At 72.0% G+C, this 19,132-nt stretch carries 19 protein-coding genes and 1 pseudogene; 7 read left to right on the top strand and 13 right to left on the bottom strand.

All coding sequences use genetic code 11. The features are described 5' to 3' along the window. Positions 1–60: 60 nt before the first annotated feature. The 4 genes from ACFRMN_RS28115 to infC form a co-directional block, all read right to left on the bottom strand. A complete protein-coding gene (locus ACFRMN_RS28115; RefSeq protein WP_383024282.1) occupies positions 61–900 on the bottom strand; it encodes a TrmH family RNA methyltransferase in 840 nt (279 codons plus the stop codon). A 149-nt stretch (positions 901–1,049) separates the two neighbouring features. Beyond that, a complete protein-coding gene (rplT, locus tag ACFRMN_RS28120) occupies positions 1,050–1,436 on the bottom strand; it encodes a 50S ribosomal protein L20 (protein ID WP_030355332.1) in 387 nt (128 codons plus the stop codon). A gap of 100 nt (positions 1,437–1,536) precedes the next feature. Next, positions 1,537–1,731 (bottom strand): 50S ribosomal protein L35, encoded by a 195-nt coding sequence (gene rpmI, locus ACFRMN_RS28125; RefSeq protein ID WP_030355333.1) that lies wholly within the window; start codon positions 1,729–1,731, stop codon positions 1,537–1,539. Between the two features lie 128 nt (positions 1,732–1,859). Further along, positions 1,860–2,522: a translation initiation factor IF-3 gene (infC, locus tag ACFRMN_RS28130; RefSeq protein WP_129772651.1), complete on the bottom strand. Its 663-nt coding sequence runs from the start codon at positions 2,520–2,522 to the stop codon at positions 1,860–1,862. A gap of 366 nt (positions 2,523–2,888) precedes the next feature. Between infC and ACFRMN_RS28135 the strand changes: the two genes are divergently transcribed. Beyond that, positions 2,889–3,251: a DUF1844 domain-containing protein gene (locus ACFRMN_RS28135; protein ID WP_030355335.1), complete on the top strand. Its 363-nt coding sequence runs from the start codon at positions 2,889–2,891 to the stop codon at positions 3,249–3,251. Between the two features lie 69 nt (positions 3,252–3,320). Here ACFRMN_RS28135 and ACFRMN_RS28140 read toward each other — a convergent pair whose 3' ends face one another. Beyond that, positions 3,321–4,055 (bottom strand): SseB family protein, encoded by a 735-nt coding sequence (locus ACFRMN_RS28140; protein ID WP_383024286.1) that lies wholly within the window; start codon positions 4,053–4,055, stop codon positions 3,321–3,323. A gap of 41 nt (positions 4,056–4,096) precedes the next feature. On the opposite strand from ACFRMN_RS28140, the gene ACFRMN_RS28145 reads away from it, so the two are divergent. Beyond that, on the top strand, positions 4,097–4,807 hold the full coding sequence (locus tag ACFRMN_RS28145; RefSeq protein ID WP_383024289.1) for a serine hydrolase: 711 nt from the start codon (positions 4,097–4,099) through the stop codon (positions 4,805–4,807). Here ACFRMN_RS28145 and mycP read toward each other — a convergent pair. Next, entirely contained in the window at positions 4,782–6,029 is a 1,248-nt protein-coding gene (gene mycP / locus ACFRMN_RS28150) for a type VII secretion-associated serine protease mycosin (RefSeq protein ID WP_383024292.1), read from the bottom strand. The genes ACFRMN_RS28145 and mycP overlap by 26 nt on opposite strands. Next, entirely contained in the window at positions 6,026–7,444 is a 1,419-nt protein-coding gene (locus ACFRMN_RS28155) for a hypothetical protein (protein ID WP_383024295.1), read from the bottom strand. The genes mycP and ACFRMN_RS28155 overlap by 4 nt, the downstream gene beginning before the upstream one ends. Before the next feature lie 194 nt (positions 7,445–7,638). Here ACFRMN_RS28155 and ACFRMN_RS28160 point away from each other — a divergent pair, with 194 nt between their 5' ends. Continuing rightward, the gene (locus ACFRMN_RS28160; protein WP_383024298.1) at positions 7,639–8,841 is read left to right on the top strand and encodes an amino acid deaminase/aldolase; all 1,203 of its coding nucleotides are present in this window, start codon (positions 7,639–7,641) and stop codon (positions 8,839–8,841) included. A gap of 187 nt (positions 8,842–9,028) precedes the next feature. Here ACFRMN_RS28160 and ACFRMN_RS28165 read toward each other — a convergent pair whose 3' ends face one another. Genes ACFRMN_RS28165 through ACFRMN_RS28175 form a run of 3 tightly spaced genes read right to left on the bottom strand, consistent with a single transcriptional unit; the run spans position 9,029 to position 12,576 of the window. After that, on the bottom strand, positions 9,029–9,820 hold the full coding sequence (locus ACFRMN_RS28165; RefSeq protein WP_383024300.1) for a 3-oxoacyl-ACP reductase: 792 nt from the start codon (positions 9,818–9,820) through the stop codon (positions 9,029–9,031). Positions 9,821–9,826: 6 nt separating this feature from the next. Continuing rightward, positions 9,827–11,203, bottom strand: coding sequence for an aldehyde dehydrogenase family protein (locus tag ACFRMN_RS28170; RefSeq protein ID WP_383024303.1), 1,377 nt, complete (start codon positions 11,201–11,203; stop codon positions 9,827–9,829). An 8-nt stretch (positions 11,204–11,211) separates the two neighbouring features. Next, positions 11,212–12,576 (bottom strand): glutamine synthetase family protein, encoded by a 1,365-nt coding sequence (locus ACFRMN_RS28175; RefSeq protein ID WP_383024306.1) that lies wholly within the window; start codon positions 12,574–12,576, stop codon positions 11,212–11,214. Positions 12,577–12,675: 99 nt separating this feature from the next. Here ACFRMN_RS28175 and ACFRMN_RS28180 point away from each other — a divergent pair, with 99 nt between their 5' ends. The 3 genes from ACFRMN_RS28180 (at position 12,676) to ACFRMN_RS28190 (ending at position 15,874) form a co-directional block, all read left to right on the top strand. Continuing rightward, positions 12,676–13,407 (top strand): FadR/GntR family transcriptional regulator, encoded by a 732-nt coding sequence (locus ACFRMN_RS28180; RefSeq protein WP_383024441.1) that lies wholly within the window; start codon positions 12,676–12,678, stop codon positions 13,405–13,407. Positions 13,408–13,581: 174 nt separating this feature from the next. Further along, on the top strand, positions 13,582–15,066 hold the full coding sequence (gene eat, locus ACFRMN_RS28185) for an ethanolamine permease (protein ID WP_383024309.1): 1,485 nt from the start codon (positions 13,582–13,584) through the stop codon (positions 15,064–15,066). A gap of 103 nt (positions 15,067–15,169) precedes the next feature. Next, positions 15,170–15,874, top strand: a complete 705-nt coding sequence (locus ACFRMN_RS28190) for a gamma-glutamyl-gamma-aminobutyrate hydrolase family protein (protein WP_383024443.1) — start codon at positions 15,170–15,172, stop codon at positions 15,872–15,874. A 44-nt stretch (positions 15,875–15,918) separates the two neighbouring features. Here ACFRMN_RS28190 and ACFRMN_RS28195 read toward each other — a convergent pair whose 3' ends face one another. After that, positions 15,919–16,887 carry a LysR family transcriptional regulator gene (locus tag ACFRMN_RS28195; protein ID WP_383024312.1) on the bottom strand — a complete coding sequence of 323 codons (969 nt, stop codon included), beginning with the start codon at positions 16,885–16,887 and terminating at the stop codon, positions 15,919–15,921. Positions 16,888–16,958: 71 nt separating this feature from the next. Here ACFRMN_RS28195 and ACFRMN_RS28200 point away from each other — a divergent pair, with 71 nt between their 5' ends. Further along, complete coding sequence (locus ACFRMN_RS28200) at positions 16,959–18,110, top strand: TDT family transporter (protein WP_383024315.1); 1,152 nt, start codon at positions 16,959–16,961, stop codon at positions 18,108–18,110. Here ACFRMN_RS28200 and ACFRMN_RS28205 read toward each other — a convergent pair. Beyond that, positions 18,070–18,357, bottom strand: a pseudogene (locus tag ACFRMN_RS28205) (helical backbone metal receptor); the annotation flags it as partial. The gene ACFRMN_RS28200 and the pseudogene ACFRMN_RS28205 overlap by 41 nt on opposite strands. 11 nt (positions 18,358–18,368) lie before the next feature. Further along, complete coding sequence (locus ACFRMN_RS28210; RefSeq protein ID WP_383024319.1) at positions 18,369–18,914, bottom strand: helix-turn-helix domain-containing protein; 546 nt, start codon at positions 18,912–18,914, stop codon at positions 18,369–18,371. Positions 18,915–19,132: the final 218 nt, after the last annotated feature.

Consider the following 19,132-nt stretch of genomic DNA (forward strand, 5'->3'; position numbering starts at 1 on the left):
AGCTCAGTGGGCCCCAGAAAGCGCAACAGTACTAGCTGAACGTGACGGAGCGGGACCCCCTCAGCACGTACCGCGCACGCGCTGGGCGCGCGCCGAGGCGTAGAGACATACGGCCGCGGCCGTCGCGAGGTTCAGGCTCTCCGCCTTTCCGTGGATCGGCACCCGTACCACCGCGTCCGCGAGGGCGCGGGTCTCGGCCGGCAGCCCCCAGGCCTCGTTGCCGAAGATCCAGGCGGTGGGCCCGCCCATGGTGCCCGCGTCCAGCTCGTCGTCCAGGTCGTTGTCGCCCGCGCCGTCGGCGGCGAGGATCCGTACGCCCACGTCCCGGAGCCCTTGGACGGCCTGTTCGACAGGGACACCGACGGCGACCGGCAGATGGAAGAGCGAGCCGACGGACGCCCGGACCGATTTGGGGTTGTAGAGATCGACGGAGGCGTCGGTGAGGACGACGGCGTCGGCGCCCGCCGCGTCGGCGCAGCGCAGCACCGTACCGGCGTTCCCGGGGTCGCGGACATGCGCCAGTACGGCGACGAGCCGGGGCCTGGCGCGCAGGATCTCCTCGAAGGGCGAGTCGAGGAACCGGCACACCCCCAGCAGCCCCTGCGGGGTGACGGTCTGGGACACCTCGGCGAGCACGGCGTCGGGCGCGAAGTGCACCCGGGCCCCGGTGGCACGGGCGGCGTCGACGATGTCGGCGTACCGCTCGGCGGCCTCGACGGTGGTGAACAGCTCGCTGAGCGTGGGCTCCCCGCCGTCACCGCGATGGGCCACCGCTTCCCGTACGGCCTGCGGCCCCTCGGCGATGAACCGGCGTTCCTTGCCGCGGAAGGCGCGCTTGGCGAGTCTCCTGGCGGCCGTGACGCGCGGGGAACGCGGGGAGATCAGCTCGGGGGTGCCCATGGACGGCGGTTCTCACTTCTCGTATGAGGACGTACGGGTGCGGACGCGGGTGTGGAGGACGTACGGACGCGCGGGAACGCGGCGTAACGCGCCGGACCCGCAGGCGCGATGCCTGCGGGTCCGGCGGGAAGTACGGCGGCCTGACGGGATCAGGCGGCGGCCTTCGGAGCGTTGACGTCGCTCGGGAGGGCCTTCTGGGCGACCTCGACGAGCGCGGCGAACGCGCTGGAGTCATTGACGGCCAGCTCGGCGAGGATCTTGCGGTCCACCTCGACGTTGGCGGCCTTCAGACCCTGGATGAAGCGGTTGTAGGTGATGCCGTTGGCGCGGGCAGCGGCGTTGATCCGCTGGATCCACAGCTGACGGAAGTCGCCCTTGCGCTTCTTGCGGTCGTTGTAGTTGTAAACGAGGGAGTGGGTGACCTGCTCCTTCGCCTTCCGGTACAGACGCGAGCGCTGGCCGCGGTAACCGCTGGCCGCCTCGAGGATTGCCCGGCGCTTCTTGTGGGCGTTGACTGCCCGCTTGACGCGTGCCACGTGTTAACTCCTTGTAGCTGGGTCACGGGTGGTGACGTGACCCAAGAACGGCATGGTCCCTGTGGATGTCCTGGTCCCGCGCCGCGGCGGGACGCGCGGACTACAGGCCGAGAAGCTTCTTCGCCTTGGCGGCGTCGCCCGGCGCGAGCTCGACGGTGCCGGCGAGGCGGCGCGTCAGCGTCGAGGGCTTGTGCTCCAGGTAGTGGCGACGGCCGGCACGCTGCCGGAGCACCTTGCCCGAGCCGGTCACGCGGAAGCGCTTCTTTGCACCGCTGTGCGTCTTGTTCTTCGGCATGGCGCCGCTCTCTCCTCGTCAGTGGCGCTCCCAGCCGGCCGGTCGGCCGACGCTCGGGAGCGTCATATCTCTGTGTGTGGTTCGGGTCCGGACCGGATCCGAGGCGCCGCCTGTCGGCGCCCCCCGGATCACGCTTCGGAAGATGCCTCGGCCGGAGCCTCGGCCGCGGTGTCCGCGGATTCCTCGGTCGGGTACCCCTGGCGCTCCGCCTTGCGGGCGGCCTGCGCCTCACGGGCCTCGGCCATGGCCTCGGTCTTCTTCTTGTGCGGGCCAAGAACCATGATCATGTTCCGGCCGTCCTGCTTCGGGTTCGACTCGATGAAGCCGAGTTCCTCGACATCCGAGGCGAGACGCTGGAGCAGTCGGAAGCCCAGCTCGGGGCGGGACTGCTCACGACCACGGAACATGATCGTGATCTTGACCTTGTCACCCTGCTTGAGGAACCGGACGACATGACCCTTCTTGGTGTCATAGTCGTGCGGGTCGATCTTCGGCCGGAGCTTCATCTCCTTGATGACCGTGTGCGCCTGGTTCTTGCGCGCCTCACGGGCCTTCATGGCCGACTCGTACTTGAACTTCCCGTAGTCCATGAGCTTGCACACGGGCGGACGGGCGTTCGCCGCGACCTCGACCAGGTCCAGGTCGTACTCCTGCGCAAGCTCTAGGGCCTTGGCGAGCGGGACAATGCCCACCTGCTCGCCACTGGGACCGACAAGTCGCACTTCGGGAACGCGAATCCGGTCGTTGATGCGGGGCTCGGCGCTGATGGATCCTCCTCGGTAGCACCACACGACTGCCTGGCAGACAGCCGCGTAACGTCTGTGTATGCAGACCAACCGCGGCGGAACATCAAAAATGCCCCGGACGGCACACAGGCAGGAGCTCCTCGAATACCGGAGCACCGCCGCGCGTATGCCACGGGGCGCATCGGGCGGTTCCATCGTCCGTACGGAACGATGGGCACCACCTGACCGGTGACCCGCCGCCCCTGAGGAGCGGCCAGGTGGGAGATCGGAGCCTCCACTTGTGGGCCGGGCACGCACGTGTCCGACCGGTCGTTACACAAGGTTAGCAGCTCCCCGGGGGTCGTGCGAACCCCGCGTACCGCTCCGCTCCCGCGGCCGGGGCCACTCGGGCGTACGCCTATCGTGTGGGGCATGAGCGACGCGACCTCCCCCCAGGAAACCCCCGGCTATGACGCCATGGCCCGCGACATCGCGGAAGTGCCCGCCGTCGAGGTGATCGTCACGGTCGCCGTGAATCTGATGAGCGCGGCCGCCGTCAAGCTCGGTCTGACCGAGGAGGGCGACGAGCACAAGGACCTTGACGAGGCGCGCAAGCTGGTCCACGCGCTGGCCGGGCTGATGGACGCGAGCGCGACGGAGATCAGCTCCTTCCACGCGGCTCCGCTGCGTGACGGGCTGAAGTCGCTCCAGCTGGCGTTCCGCGAGGCGTCGCTCGTACCGGACGAGCCGGGGAAGGGCCCCGGCGAGAAGTACACGGGGCCGGTCTACGGCTGATCCGGCTCCGTCGGTTGCTGATCCGGCTCCGTCGGTTCAGGCGCGTACGGCTTCAGGCGCGTACGAGCTTCAGGCGCGTACGAAAAGAGGCTCGCCCGGTGGTGCGGCCTCGGCCGGCAGCACGGCCAGGTCGAGTCCGCGTACGAGGCGGGCCCTCAGTACGTCATCCGCCGCCAGGGCCTCGGCGATCCTGCGGGCGGCCTCGGCCGGACGCGCGGCCGGGTCCAGCACGAGCGCGAGGGTGCCGTCCGCGCTGCCGGGGCCGAGATGCGCGCGGAGCACCGCCGGCTCCGCGGCGACGGCGGACCGTACCGCCGCGCCGACGGCGGGATCGTCGAGCGGATCGGTGCTGGTACGGCCCTCGGCGAGAGCGAGCAGGGCGGGGCCGGTGAGCTGGTACGGGACGGGGCCCGCGAGATCGATCACGACCGTGTCCGCCCGCTCGTGCGCGGCGGCCTGGAGCGCCTGGTGCAGCGGTACGGCGACGGGCCTGGCCTCCGGATTCCAGCGGGCCAGCGCCGCGACGGAGGTGAACGCGGGCAGCGCGCGGCGGTCGCCCGCCCGGAGGGTCGGTACGGCCATGTCGCTGGTCTTCTCGCGCCGCAGGCCGCTCTCCTCGTCCTCCTCCGTCTCACCGAGCACGGCGACCACGGGAACCAGCAGCCGGGCGGCCTTGAGCGCCGCCAGGACGCGCGGCTCGGCCGACCGGTCCCCGGCCCAGGCGGCGAGGGCGGCCGTCAGCTCGGGAGCGGCGGTGCCGTCGTCGTCGGAGAAACCGGAGTCGGGGATGTTCTTGAGGGCCACGGGACGAGCGTAGAGGGCGTGGCGGGACGTACCGTCGTCGGGTGGATCTTTCGGTCGCGGTGTACGACCTGGCCGGCGGGGGCGAGTGGGCGTCCGGCGAGGACCGGACGTATGTCACCGCCAGCGTGGTCAAGGTCGCGGTCTGCGCGGCGCTGCTGCTGCGGACGCGGGACTCGGGGCGGTGGCTGACTGCCGACGAGGAACGCCTCGCCGCGGCCATGATCGAGCGCAGTGACAACGAGGCGGCGACGACGCTGCGGGCGGCGGCCGGGGGCGTGGCGGGACTGGACGCGGCGCACGCCAGGCTCGGGATGACCCGGACGTCGGCGGCGCCCGCCTGGGGGCTCACCCGCACCACCACGCGCGATCAACTGACGCTGTTGAAGGCGGTGTTCGCCGACGCGGATTCGACGGCGCCCGCCAGTCCTGACGGGAGGCCCGGGCTTGACGGGAGTCGCGGCATTGACGGGAGGCGCGGGCTTGACGGGAAGTCGCGTCGCTATCTGGCGGGGCTGATGGGGCGGGTGGTGCCCGGACAGGACTGGGGCATCTCCGCGGCGGCCACGGACAACGACTGGGCGCTGAAGAACGGCTGGCTGCCGCGGAGCGACAGCGGTCTGTGGGTCGTCCACTCGGTCGGGCGGGTACGGAACTGTCTGGTCGCCGTGCTGTCCGACGGGCATACGGAGAAGGACGCGGGCATCGCGCGGGTCGAGGAGGCGGCCGTCAGCGCCGTACGCCGGTTCGTCTGAGGCCGCCGCGCCACAGCAGGACCGCGCAGGCCAGCAGCAGGGCCCCGGCCCCGCCCACCGCGGGGGCGAGCCAGGCGGCGGGTTCCGCGTCCGCGCGCGGGGCGTCGGGGCCGCTGCCGAAGTACCGCTTGTCGTACCCGTCGGCGGCCGCGGCCTCGCTCTTCAGATCCGTACGGGACAGCTTCGCCCCGGCCTTGATCGCGGCGGCGGGATCGACGAGACCGTGACCGCGGGCGTCGTCATGGCCGTCCTTCGGCGCGTCGCGCGCGGTGTCCGCGAGGAGCTTCTTGATCTGCGCCGGGGTGAGATCGGGGTGGGCGGAGCGTACGAGCGCGACGGCGCCGGAGACGAACGCGGCGGCGGCGCTGGTGCCCCAGCCCTCGTAGTAGCGGCGGTCAGGATCGGCGATGACCACATTGACGCCCGGCGCGCTGACGGTGGCGTACCAGCGGCGGGTGGAGAACGCGGCGCGCGTCCCGTACTCGTCGACGGCCGTCACCGCGATCACCCCGGGATAGGCCGCGGGGTACGAGACATGGTCGCCCTTCTCGCCGCCGTTGCCCGCCGAGGCGACGATGACGGCGCCCTTGGCCAGGGCGTACTGGACGGCCGCGTCCTCACCCGGTTCCGGATGGGCGGACTCGCTGTCGTCGCCGAGGGAGAGGTTGATGACGTCGGCGCCCTGGTCGGCGGCCCAGCGGATGCCTTCGGCGAGGGCGCCGCCCTTGGAGGAACGGGCCTTGGCGCGGGCGGGATCGGTGCCTTCGAGGATGACGCGGACCGGGAGGATCTTCGCCTCGGGCGCGATCCCGAGGACCCCGTCCCCGCGGTTGGGGCCATGGCCGTGTCCGGCGATGATGCCGGCCATGGCGGTGCCGTGACGGGCCCAGGCGCGATCGCCGCTGCGCGCCCCGAAGCCGATCAGATCCCGGCCGGGCAACACTTGGCCCTCCAGGTCGGGATGGGTGGCATCGACGCCGGTGTCCAGCACGGCGACGGTGATGCCCCTGCCCTGCGCGGTGCGCCACGCTTCCTCTGTGTTCATGGCGTCGAGGGCCCACTGCTGCGCCCGGATCGCGTCGGCGTGCGCCGGAGGGGCGGGGACGAGCAGCAGGACGGACGCGGCGGCGAAGGCGGCGGCGAGGCGGCGACGGCGGGGCTGCCGGCCGGAAGACGAGGGGTTTGCGGGGGGCGCGGAGGTCCGCGACGGCGTCGGGGTCATTGAGGGGTCGCCGTTCGGGCGCTGACGGTCTTGCGCAGCTCTCGTTCTATGCGGTCCGCGATGCCCTTGGCCTCGTGGCCGAGACCGGACTGCGCGGGCGCGGTCGTGGCGCCCTTGGCCATGGCCTTGTCGACGGGCTGGGGAGCGGTGACCGTCCGTCCGTCGGCGAAGCCGGAGACGGCGAACACGACGACGGGTGCCTCGGTGAGCACGTTCACCGTCCAGCTCGCGCGCTGGGCGTCACCGAACCCACCCGCGACAGTGCCCTTGACGGGGAAGGTGCGGGGCATCAGATCGGCGCGTTCGTCAAGGCGCTCGTCGCGGAAGCGGGTGCGCAGAGTGTCCATGGCGAGGGCGTCGGCCTGGGTGAAGACCAGACCGACGGTGGTGACGTTGGTGGACGTGGCGTCAACGTAGGTGGCACGCAGCACGCGCGTGCAGCCGACCGGGCGCAGCGTTCCGAGCAGCAGCGGGTCGAGGGTGCCGGCACAGCCGCTGTCGGGTGCGACGCCGATCCTCGTCCACTCACGGTCCGCTCCGCCGGGCCCGGCGCCGTCCCCCACAAGGGTGCGGGGGAAGAGGGTGTCGACGGGCACGTTGTGCCAGAGGCCGCGCGCGGCGGCGAAGGTGCTCCGTGCGGCGGGTTCCGCGGCCGAGTCTCCGGTCAGCCAGCTCCCGGTGGCGGCGCCGCCGATCAGCCCGAGCCCGAGCACGACGCAGGCCAGGGCGGCGGCGACCCGGATGGGATGGTGCCGTGAGGGCACGGGGCGCAGCCGGGTGGTGGTCTCCTGGGGCGTCTCGGGACGCTGCCCGGGCCAGGGGTACGGCGGCGGCGCGGGCATGGCCCCGGGCGGGCGCAGGGGCGGCCGGGGGAACAGGGGCGGCGCGGGCGGCGCGGGTGGCACGGAAGGCGGGGGCGGCACGCGCGGCACCGCTGCGGCGGGGGCCGGGGGCACCGGCCGGAGGCGGGTGGTGATCTCCACGGGCGCCGGGGCCGTGCCGACGGGCAGAGCCGGGGGTTTCGTCGGGACTTTCGTCGGGGCCTGGACTGTCGTCGGGAGCGGGGCTTCCGTCGGGGCCAGGGCGGTCGTCGGGGCCGGAGCTGTCGTCGGCACCGGGGCTTTCGTCGGCACCGGCGGGACGGCCGTGCGCGGGGCCGGGTTCGCCGCCGGGGCCGAGTTCGCCGCCGGGGCCGGGGACTTGGCAGCGGGTGCGGCGGGGGGTCCGGACGGCGGTGGTGGTGGAATCCGCACCGGCTCCGGCGGGGGCAGCAGGGCGTCCGAGATGCGTGATCGCGGCGGGCGCGGGGCGTCGGCCGACGTGTCCTGCCCGGCCTTGGACGCCTCGGTCTCCGGCCCGGGCGGTGGTGTCGCCGGGCGGGGCGGTACGGGAGCGCGTCGCGCTTCGGTACTCATCCGTCCCCCTGTGCCACCTGTACAGACCGGTCCCACCGCATACCGATCGCCATACGGAACAGGCCCGTTCGACGCGGCGTGTGCGTCACTCTACGGGGTGGAACGGACCTGGCGGGAACGACCGCGAAGGCCCGTGGTGATCTGCCCAGATCATCCCCCTACCGTGCGGTAATCCCGTCTGGCAAGCTCGCTCCATGACTCCGCGCGCCACTGACCGGGCACGGTACGACCGCGCCACCGCTCATCTCGACGCCCCGCTCGCCCTCGTCGATCTCGAAGCGTTCGACGCCAACGCGGACGATCTCGTCCGGCGGGCGGCGGGCAAGCCGATCCGGGTGGCGAGCAAGTCGGTGCGCTGCCGCGCGCTGCTGGAACGTGTCTTGGGGCGCGACGGTTTCGCGGGGATCATGTCCTTCACGCTGGCCGAGTCCCTGTGGCTGGCGCGGGCCGGGTTCGAGGACGTACTCCTCGCCTATCCGTCGGCGGACCGCGCCGCCTGCGCGGAGCTGGCCGCCGATCCCAAGCTCGCCGCCGCCGTCACCCTGATGATCGACGACCCGGCCCAGCTGGACCTCATCGACGCGGCGCGGAACGGCGGACGTGAGGAATTCCGGATCTGTCTTGAACTGGACACGGCCTTGCGGCTGTTCGGCGGGCGGGTCAGGATTGGTGCACTGCGCTCCCCGCTGCGCGAGCCGGCCCAACTGGCCGAGCTCGCCAGATCGATAGCCCGACGCCCCGGATTCCGGCTGGTCGGGCTCATGGCATACGAGGGACATGTGGCCGGGGTAGGGGACGCCCTGGCAGGACGGCCGCTGCGGTCGCGTGCGATCCGGCTGATGCAGTCCGCCGCCCGCAAGGAGCTGGCGGAGCGGCGCGCGGCGGTGGTGCGCGCGGTGCGGGCCGTCGCGCCGGAGCTGGAGTTCGTCAATGGCGGCGGCACGGGCAGCGTCCAGCACACGGCGGCCGAGGAAGCGGTGACGGAGATCGCCGCGGGCTCGGGGCTCTATGTTCCACGGCTCTTTGACAACTACACATCGTTCACGGGCCGTCCGGCGGCGCTCTTCGCCCAGCCCGTGGTGCGCAGGCCGGGTGTCGGAGTGGTGACCGTCCTCGGCGGCGGCTATCCGGCATCGGGGGCGCCGGGGGCGGACCGGCTGCCCGTGCCGTATCTGCCCGAAGGGCTGCGCTACGACGGGCAGGAGGGGGCCGGAGAGGTGCAGACCCCGCTGCTCGGGCCGGCCGCCGACGATCTGCTGATCGGCGACAAGGTGTGGTTCCGGCATGCCAAGGCGGGTGAGCTGTGCGAGCGCTTCGACACCTTGCGACTGATCGAGGGCGACCGGGTGGTGGCGGCCGTGCCGACGTACCGGGGTGAGGGCCGCACGTTCCTCTGAGGGTGCCGCTGTGAGGGCGCGAGTCAGGGGCCGATGGAGCTGCCCCCCGGGACCTCTCCGATCGGGCGGATGCCCCCGGCCGCCGCTTACGACCCCGCCGTCGGCCGGTACGCCCCCGCCGAGCGGCCTGGTGTGCCCGGCGGGGTCGTCATACCCATGCCCCCACGGAGGTGACTGGCGTCCCGTCCTAGAGAGGCGTCACATAGGCCCCCGAGATACCGCCGTCGACCAGGAAGTCCGTGGCGTTCACGAACGAGGAGTCGTCACTGGCGAGGAAGGCGACCGCCGCCGCGATCTCGTCGGCCTCGGCGAACCGGCCGACCGGAATGTGCACGAGCCGGCGCGCGGCGCGCTCGGGGTCCTTGGCGAACAGCTCCTGCAACAGAGGGGTGTTGACGGGCCCCGGGCACAGAGCGTTCACCCGGATCCCCTCGCGGGCGAACTGCACGCCCAGCTCACGGGACATCGCGAGCACCCCGCCCTTGGACGCGGTGTAGGAGATCTGGGAGGTCGCCGCGCCCATGCGCGCCACGAAGGAGGCGGTGTTGATGATCGAGCCCCGGCCCTGCCGTCGCATATAGGGGATGGCCGCCTTACAGCACAGATACACGGAGGTGAGGTTGACCTCCTGGACCTTGCGCCAGGCGTCCAGGCCGGTGGTGAGGATCGAGTCGTCCTCGGGGGGCGAGATGCCGGCGTTGTTGAAGGCGATATCGACGCTGCCGTAGGTCTCGTGGGCGATCCTGAACAGGGCGTCGACCTCGTCGGCGTTGGTGACGTCGACACGTACGAAGGTGCCGCCGACCTGTTCGGCCGCGGCCTTGCCCGCGGTCTCGTCGATATCGCCGCAGACGACATGCGCGCCCTCGGCGGCGAGTCGGCGGGCGGTGGCCAGGCCGATGCCGCTGCCGGCTCCGGTGATCACGGCGGTGCGGCCGACCAGTCGGCGGCAGATGGTGTCATTGGTGGGGGCGGTCATGATGGCTCAGGCCTCCGTGCTGATGAAGACGTTCTTGGTTTCGGTGAAGGCGGCCAGGGCATCGGGGCCCAGTTCTCGGCCGAGTCCGGACTGTTTGTAGCCGCCGAACGGTGTCCCGTACCGGACGGCGCTGTGCGAATTGACGGAGAGATTGCCCGCGGCGACGGCGCGCGAGACCCGCAGGGCGCGGCCCACGTCGCGGGTCCAGATCGACCCGGCGAGCCCGTAGTCGGTGGCGTTGGCGAGCCGGACGGCGTCTTCCTCGTCCTCGAAGGGCAGGACGACCGCGACCGGGCCGAAGACTTCCTCGGTGGCGACGGGCGAGTCGGCGGCGGCATCGGTGAGGACGGTCGGCGGGAACCAGAACCCGGGTCCCTCAGGCGCGGTGCCCCGGATGCCCTTCGCGCCGTCGGGGACGTACGACCGTACGCGCTCCAGTTGGACGGCCGAGATCAGCGGGCCCATCTGGGTCTTCTCGTCGGACGGGTCGCCGACGACGACCGACTCGATCGCGGGGGCGAGCAGTTCCAGGAACCGGTCGTGGACCTCGCGCTGGACGAGGATGCGGGTGCGGGCGCAGCAGTCCTGTCCGGAGTTGTCGAGGAAGGCCATGGGGGCGGTCGCGGCGGCCTGTTCCAGATCGGAGTCGGCGAAGACGATATTGGGGCTCTTGCCGCCGAGTTCGAGGGTCACGCGCTTCAGCAGTGCGCTGCCCTTCGCCATGATCTGCTTGCCGACGCGGGTGGATCCGGTGAAGACGATCTTGGCGACGCCCGGGTGCTCGACCAGCGCGTTGCCGGCGATGTCCCCCGCTCCGGGCAGCACCTGGAAAAGATGCTCGGGGAGCCCTGCTTCCAGGGCGAGTTCGGCCAGTCGGAGCGCGGTGAGCGGGGTGGTCTCGGCGGGCTTGAGCAGCACGGCGTTGCCCGCCGCGAGCGCGGGGGCGGTACCCCAGGCGGCGATCGGCATGGGGAAGTTCCACGGGGCGATCACGCCGACGACACCGAGCGGTTCCAGGAGGGTGATGTCGAGTCCGCCGGCGACCGGGATCTGCCGGCCGGTCAGCCGCTCCACTCCCCCGGCGCTGTAGTCCAGGAGATCACGGACATTGGCCGCCTCCCAGCGCGCGTTGCCGAGGGTGTGCCCCGCCTCGCGGACCTCCAGCCTGGCCAGCTCCTCGTTGTGTTCGTCGACGACGACGGCGAAGCGGCGCAGCAGCCGTGCGCGGTCGGCGGGGGCGGTAGCCGCCCAGCCGCGTTGGGCCGTCGCGGCCCGGCGTACCGCCGTGTCGACCCCCGCCGCGGTCGTCGCGGCGACCGTGGCGATGGTCTCGCCGGTGGCGGGGTCGAGGATCTGATGTCCGGCGGCGTGGTGTTCGTGCACGTCGTTCCTCACAGGCGTTCGAAGGAGCGGCGAAGCTCCCAGTCGGTCACCGCGGCGTCGAAGGCTTCGACCTCGACGCGCGCCATGTTGCGGTAGTGCGCCACGACCTCGTCGCCGAAGGCCGCGCGGGCGATGGGGCTGTTCTCCCAGAGCTCGGCGGCTTCGCGCAGGGTGGTCGGGACCTGTTCGTAGGTGGATGTGTAGGCGTTGCCCGCGCAGGGTTCGGGGAGTTCCAGCTCGTTCTCGATGCCGTACAGACCAGCGGCGACCAGGCCCGCGACGGCGAGATGCGGGTTGACGTCGCCGCCGGGGAGCCGGTTCTCGAAGCGCAGGGACCGGCCGTGGCCGACCACACGCAGCGAACAGGTGCGGTTGTCATAGCCCCAGGCGACGGCGGTGGGGGCGAAGGATCCCGGCTGGAAGCGCTTGTAGGCGTTGATGGTGGGCGCGTACAGCAGGGAGAAGTCACGGAGCGCGGCGAGCTGGCCCGCCAGGAAGTGGCGCATCACGGGCGACATCCCGCCGGGTCCGTCGCCGGCCATGACATTGGTGCCGTGCTCGTCCTGGAGCGAGAGATGGATATGGCAGGAGTTGCCCTCGCGCTCGTTGTACTTGGCCATGAAGGTGAGTGAGACACCCTCCTGGGAGGCGATCTCTTTGGCGCCGTTCTTGTAGATGGCGTGCTGGTCGCAGGTGACGAGGGCTTCGTCGTACTTGAAGGTGATCTCGTGCTGGCCGGGGTTGCACTCGCCCTTGGCGGACTCGACGGTCAGCCCGGCCGCGGCCATTTCCTTGCGGATCCGGCGCAGCAGCGGTTCCACCCGGCCGGTGCCGAGGACGGAGTAGTCGACGTTGTACTGGTTGACGGGGGTCAGTCCGCGGTAGTGGCTGTCCCAGGCCTGCTCATAGGTGTCCTTGAAGACGATGAACTCCAGCTCGGTACCGGCGTACGCGGTGTAGCCATGTCCGGTGAGGCGCTCCAGCTGGCGGCGGAGGATCTGGCGGGGCGAGGCGACGACGGGTGTGCCGTCGTTCCAGGTGAGGTCGGCGATGACCATGGCCGTGCCGTCGTTCCAGGGGACGCGTCGAAGGGTGGAGAGGTCGGGGCGCATCGCGAAGTCGCCGTAGCCGCGGTCCCAGGAGGACATGGCGTATCCGTCGACGGTGTTCATCTCGGTGTCGACGGCGAGGAGGTAGTTGCAGCCCTCGGTGCCGTGCTCCAGGACGTCGTCAAGGAAGAACCGTGCGGCGAACCGCTTTCCCTGGAGTCTGCCCTGCATATCGGGGAAGGCCAGGACGACCGTGTCGATCTCGCCGCCCTCCACGAGGACGCGCAGCTCCTCGACGCGGAGCGGGGGTGTGCGGTCTGCCACGGGATTACTCCTCCTTCGGTCAGCCGGAAGCCATAAGGTATTCCTGAAGACCTTTGGTTGGGAAGGGGAAACGGCCACGTGGCGAAGACGAACGAGCCGATGGACCCGCCGGACGCGGACCCGCTGACGCCGGTACTGCGGCCCGTGCGAGCGGGAAACGGTTTCGAGGAGGCGTTGGAGCAGATCCTCCAGGTGGTACGGCTCGGGCTGGTGGCGGGCGGTGAGCGGCTGCCCGCCGAACGGGAGCTGGCGGAGCGGCTGCGGATCAGCCGGGTCACGCTGCGCGATGTCCTCAAGGTCCTCCAGGACCAGGGGCTGCTGGAGAGCCGGCGCGGCAGATACGGCGGCACGTTCGTACGGCCACGGCCCGACGCGCCCGCCCGGGGGGCGGAGGAGGAGCTGCGGCGCCGGGTGGCGGGCGTGGACATCGAGGACGTACTGCGTTTCCGTGAGGTGCTTGAGGTCGGCGCGGCGGGGCTGTGCGCGGCGCACGCTCTCACCGGCGAGCAGCCGGAGCGGCTGCGCTCGGCGCTGGCCGCCACACAGGACGCGCCGCTGACGGAGTACCGCAGGCTGGACACGATGCTGCATCTCACGCTCGCCGAGCTGTCCGGCTCCGCGACGCTGACCGCGCAGTACGCCGCAGTGCGGGCGACGGTGAACGATCTGCTCGATTGCATCCCGCTGCTGGTGCGGAATCTGGAGCACTCGCAGCGGCAGCACACGGCGCTGGTCGAGGCGGTGCTCGACGGCGACGCGGACGGGGCGCGCGAGATCGCGCGCGAGCACTGCGGCGGCACGGCGGCGCTGCTGCGCGGCTTCCTGGCCTGAGCCGACGGCCGGGCGGCCAGAACCGGCGGCCCGGTGGCCGGAGCCGGGAGCCCGCCGGCCCGAGCCGGGGGCTTTCCCAATCCGTAACAGCTGATTAACGCACGGGGCTTGCGCCGGACCGCTCATGGAGCAATGGTATGGCCCCACACCATTACTCCGAGGCAGGAGCGGATCATGTCCGAAGGCACGGACTCGCGCGTTCCACCGGCCGCCGCGGCCGACGGCGCCGCCGAGCGGGACACGCCCCAGGGGGACGCCGAGTATCTGCGACGGCGCACACTGCGCCGGGGCAGTGCGGGCTGGCTGCTGCTCACCGGCCTCGGAGTCGCCTATGTCGTCTCCGGGGACTTCTCGGGGTGGAACATCGGTCTCTCCGAGGGGGGCTTCGGCGGTCTCGCGATCGCCATGCTGCTGATGGGGGTGATGTACGCCTGTCTGGTCTTCTCGCTCGCCGAACTGTCCGCCATCCTGCCCACCGCGGGCGGCGGTTATGGCTTCGCCCGGCGCGCGCTCGGCACTTGGGGCGGCTTCCTGACCGGTACGGCCATTCTCATCGAGTACATCCTCGCGCCGGCCGCCATCTCCATCTTCATCGGCGAATATGTCGAGTCCCTCAATCTCTTCGGCCTGACGGCCGGCTGGCCGGTCTATCTCGCCTGCTTCGTGATCTTCATCGGGATCCATCTCTGGGGTGTGGGCGAGGCGCTGCGCTTCAGCCTGGTGGTGACGGCGATCGCGGTGGCCGCGCTGCTGATCTTCGCGGTCGGGGCCTTCACCGAGTTCGACGCCAGTGGTCTCAATGACATCCCCGTCGACCAGGACGCGTTCGGGTCCGGCTCCTGGCTGCCGTACGGAATCCTGGGCATCTGGGCGGCCTTCCCCTTCGGTATGTGGTTCTTCCTGGGGGTGGAGGGCGTACCGCTGGCCGCCGAGGAGGCCAAGGACCCCGTCCGGTCGATGCCGAAGGCGCTGTCGATCGCCATGGGCGTGCTCGTACTGCTCGCGCTGATCACCTTCTTCGCGGCGACGGGGGCGCGCGGCTCGGCCGCCGTCCAGGACGCGGGCAATCCGCTGGTGGTCGCGCTCCAGGGGGACGGGGATCCGACCGCGCTGAGCCGGTTCGTGAACTACGCGGGTCTCGCGGGTCTCGTCGCCTCCTTCTTCTCCCTCATCTACGCCGGGTCCCGGCAGCTGTTCGCGCTCTCCCGCGCGGGCTATCTGCCCCGGTTCCTGTCCCTCACGAGCGGCCGCAAAGCCCCCTATCTGGGTCTGCTGATCCCGGGCGCGATCGGGTTCGCCCTCGCGGCGGGCACCGGCGACGGCGGCCGGATGCTCAATGTCGCGGTGTTCGGCGCGACGATCTCGTACGCGCTGATGGCGCTGTCCCATCTCGTGCTGCGCCGCCGCGAGCCGGAGCTGCCCCGCCCCTATCGCACGCCCGGCGGCATGCTCACCTCCGGCGTCGCCTTCGTACTCGCACTGTCGGCGCTGGTCGCGACGTTCCTGGTGGACAAGGACGCGGCGTTCATCGCGCTGGGTGTCTATGTCGTCGCCCTCGCCTACTTCTCCTTCTACAGTCGGCACCGGCTGGTCGCGGCGGCCCCGGAAGAGGAGTTCGCGGCGCTGGCCGCGGCCGAGGCCGAGCTCGAACGAGACTGACGCGGACACTGACACGGACACTGACGCGGACATGCGCGCAGACACGTACGCGGACGCCAACGCGTACGGGAACGACACACCACGAACGACGGAGGCCCGGTCCATGAAGCCGCTCATCGGCGTCAGCACCTATCTGGAGGAGTCCGCCGCGTGGGGCGTCTGGAACCTGCCCGCGGCGCTGCTGCCGGCCGGTTATCCCCGGCTCGTCCAGCGCGCGGGCGGGCTGGCCGCGATGCTGCCGCCGGACGACCCGTCGGCCGCGTCCCGGATGGTGGCGCGGCTCGACGGGGTGGTGATCGCGGGCGGTCCTGATGTGGAGCCCGTACGGTACGGAGCCGAGCCGGACCCCCGTACCGGACCGCCCGCCCGGGAGCGGGATGCCTGGGAACTGGCCCTGATCGAGGCGGCGCTGGCCTCCGGCACGCCCCTGCTGGGCATCTGCCGGGGGATGCAGCTGCTCAATGTGGCGCTCGGGGGGACGCTCCGTCAGCATGTGGACGGCCATACCTCACCGGTGGCCGGCGCCTTCGGCGAGCATCCGGTGACGCCGGTGGCGGGCACCCGCTACGGAGCTCTGGTGCCGGAGGAGTTCGCCGTACCGACCCACCATCACCAGACGGTGGACCGGCTCGGTGAGGGGCTGACGGTCTCGGCGGTCGCGGCGGACGGCACGGTCGAAGCGGTCGAACTACCCGGTCCAGGCTGGGTCCTGGGCGTTCAGTGGCATCCCGAGATGGCCGAGGACACCCGCGTGATGACCGCACTGGTCGAGGCGGCGGGCGCCTCCGTCGCGGGCTCAAGGCCCTGACGGACCGGCCGGCCGGCCGGTCAATCAATCAGCCGGCCAGTCAGTCAGTCCAGGGCTCCGCGGGTCAGAGACAGCAGGTCGCGGGCCGGGCCGGCGGGGCGGCTGCCGGCCGGCCAGACCGCGCGCAGATCGCGGCGTAGCCGGATGCCCTCGACCGGCACCCTGACGAGCCGGCGGGCCGCCAGTTCCTCGCCGACCGCGAGTTCGCTCAGCACGCAGGGACCGGCCCCGCTCACCGCGGCGGCCTTCAGCGCGGTGGTGGAGGCCAGTTCGAGCAGCGGCTCGGCGAGACCGCCGTACGCACTGAGCCCGGCGTCCAGCACCTGACGGGTGCCGGAGCCGGGTTCACGCAGGATCAGCGGGGTCGCGGCCAGCTCCGCCGGGTCGAGCGGGGTACGGCGCCGGGCCCAGGGATGGCCGGGGGCCGCGACCACCAGCAGCCGGTCATGGCCGATGACGGCGGAGTCGAGCCCCTCCGGCGCGGCCACGCCCTCGACGAAACCGAGGTCCGCCTCATGGCTGAGCAGCCGCTCGGCGACCGCCAGGGAGTTGCCCGCGTGGAGCGAGACGGCGGTATCGGGCCGGGCCCGGCGGAGCGCTATCAGCCAGCCGGGCAGCAGATACTCGGCGATCGTCATGGAGGCGGCGACACGCAGCCGTGAGTCCCGGCGGTCGCGCAGCGCCTGCGCCCCCGCGTCGAAGGCCTCGGCGGCCTCCACCACGCGCCGGGCCCAGTCGGTGACGAGGGTTCCGGCGTCGGTGAGCCGGGAGCCGCGCGGTGAGCGGTCGACCAGCGCGACCCCGAGCAGCCGCTCCATGGCCCGGATCCGGCTGCTGGCGGCGGGCTGGGAGATCCCGAGCTCGCGGGCGGCCCGGCCCAGACTGCCGAGCCTGGCGACGGCGAGCAGCAGTTCCAGCGCTCCGAGATCGGGCACCCGGTGCGCGAGCCGGGCGGCGGGCGAATCCGGGGAGGACGGTCCGGCGGAGGGGGCAAAGAGCGGTACATCGGCCATAAGTCCAGGTTATGACCTCATAGAGAGAACGGGTCTGGTGGGTCCCGTACGCTCGCGCGAGGGTGGAAGCCATGACCACCTTCGCGCACACCACCGCCCCCACCACGCGCGCCACCGCGCGAGTACGGCTGCCGGCGCTCCGGCATCTCGGGCCGAATTGGTACGCGACGGTGATGGGCACGGCGATCGTGGCGAGCGCGGGTGCCGGCCTGCCGCTGGAGATACCGGGGCTGCGGGCCGCCTATGTCGTGGTGTGGGCGCTGTCGGCGGTGTTGCTCGTCGTCGTCCTGGCCGCCCGCGCCGGGCACTGGCTGTACCACCGCGACCGGGCGCGCGCCGATCTGCTCGATCCGGCCGTGGCGCCGTTCTACGGCTGCGCCGCTATGGCGCTGCTGGCCGTCGGCGGCGCCACGCTGCTGGTGGGGCGCGACGTACTGGGCGAGCGGGCGGCGCTCGCCGTGGACGCGGTGCTGTTCGGCGCGGGGACGCTGCTCGGTCTCGTCGTCGCCGTGGCGATCCCTTATCTGATGGTCGTACGCCATCGCGTGGGGCCCGCGGACGCCTCGCCCGTCTGGCTGCTGCCGGTGGTGCCCCCCATGGTCTCGGCGGCGGTCGGTCCGCTGCTGGTGCCGCATCTGGCGGCGGGCCAGGGGCGTGAGGCGCTGCTGCTCGGCTGCTACGCCCTGTTCGGGGTGAGCCTGCTCGCCACGCTGATGATGCTGCCGCTGATCTTCGGCCGGCTGGTGGCGCACGGTCCGCTCCCGCTCGCACTGACCCCGCTGCTCTTTCTGGTGCTCGGCCCGCTGGGGCAGTCGACCACCGCGGTCAGCCAGCTGGCCGATGTGGCGCCCGGGGCGATCGGCGCTCCGTACGCGGCCGCGCTGAGCGCCTTCGCCGTGGTGTACGGCGTGCCGGTGATGGGGTTCGCCCTGCTGTGGCTGGCGCTGTCGGCGGCGCTGGTGGTGCGGGCCGCCCGGCGCGGGATGCGGTTCACGATGACGTGGTGGGCCTTCACCTTCCCGCTCGGTACGTGTGTGACGGGCGCGGCGGGGCTGGGCCGGCACACGGGTCTCGTGGCCCTGGAGTGGCTGGCGGTGACGCTGTTCGTCCTGCTGGTGGCGGCCTGGTCTGCGGCCGGGTGGTGCACGCTGCGCCGGGTGTTCAGCGGAGCGCTGCCCGCAGCGCCGCCGGTGCCGCTGCCAGCGACGGCCCGTACCAGGTGAGGAAGCGTCCGTCGACGAGTGCCCGGTTCTCCTCCTCGTTGGCGACGACCAGATCGGGCCGGAGCGCGGCGATCGCAGGCACATCGGGGTTCTTCGTACCGCCGACGCGTACGACATCGAGACCGGCCGGACGGACGCACCAGTCGGTGGCCCCCACCAGCAGACCGGGCGCGCTGACGGCGATGGCTTCGGTGAGCGAGGGGACGAGCGAGACGACGCGCGGCCCCCGCGCGGGTGCTCCGGGCATGGAGCGCGTCCTCAGCGCGGCGGGTCGATGGTCGCGTCGATGTGTTCGGCGACGGCCACGACGAGGATGCGGGTGCCGGGCTCGGTGGCTCGCCAGCGGTGCCGTACGCCACCGGACAGATACAGCGTGTCACCGCGCTCCAGCCGGTACGCCCGGCCCTCGGCCTCGACCTCCGCGGCGCCGTCGGCGATGTACATCACCTCGTCGTTGCGGTGCTGGTATTCCCTGCCGGTGTCCTGCTCACCGGTGAATTCCTTGGCGTTCAACTGGTGACCACCACGCACCACGCGGCGGACCCCGGGCCCGGGGGAGGCTCGTACGACATCGACGGTACGAGCCGAGTCGGCGGCGGCGTGCAGCTGGGCGGGGGTCGTCTCCAGGGCGTCCGCCACCCGCTCCAGTGAGCGGGTGCTCGGCCTGGCGCGCTCGTTCTCGATCTGGCTGAGGAACGGCACGGACAGTCCGCTACGGCCGGCGACCGCCGCCAGCGTCAGGCCCAGGGACCTGCGCCTCCTGCGGACGGCCGCGCCCACCCTGAGCGCTTCCTTGTCGTCCATGACTGGCTCCCTCCCGCCCGGATCGTCATCCTCTCAGAGTTGACGCCCGGACAAGAGCTGTCCTGCCTCACCCGGTGCCGGACCCGGCGAATCCGCCGTCCATGCGTACACACGAGCGAAAAGGGACGTGTGGCCCCCTGGATCAATGATGCGCGCGAGCGGGCCGAACCGAAACGGCGGGAGGGGTGGGCCGGGCCCCCCCCAGGGCCCCCCCCCCC

It is taken from the genome of Streptomyces sp. NPDC056835, from assembly GCF_042789485.1.
Classification (GTDB): domain Bacteria; phylum Actinomycetota; class Actinomycetes; order Streptomycetales; family Streptomycetaceae; genus Streptomyces.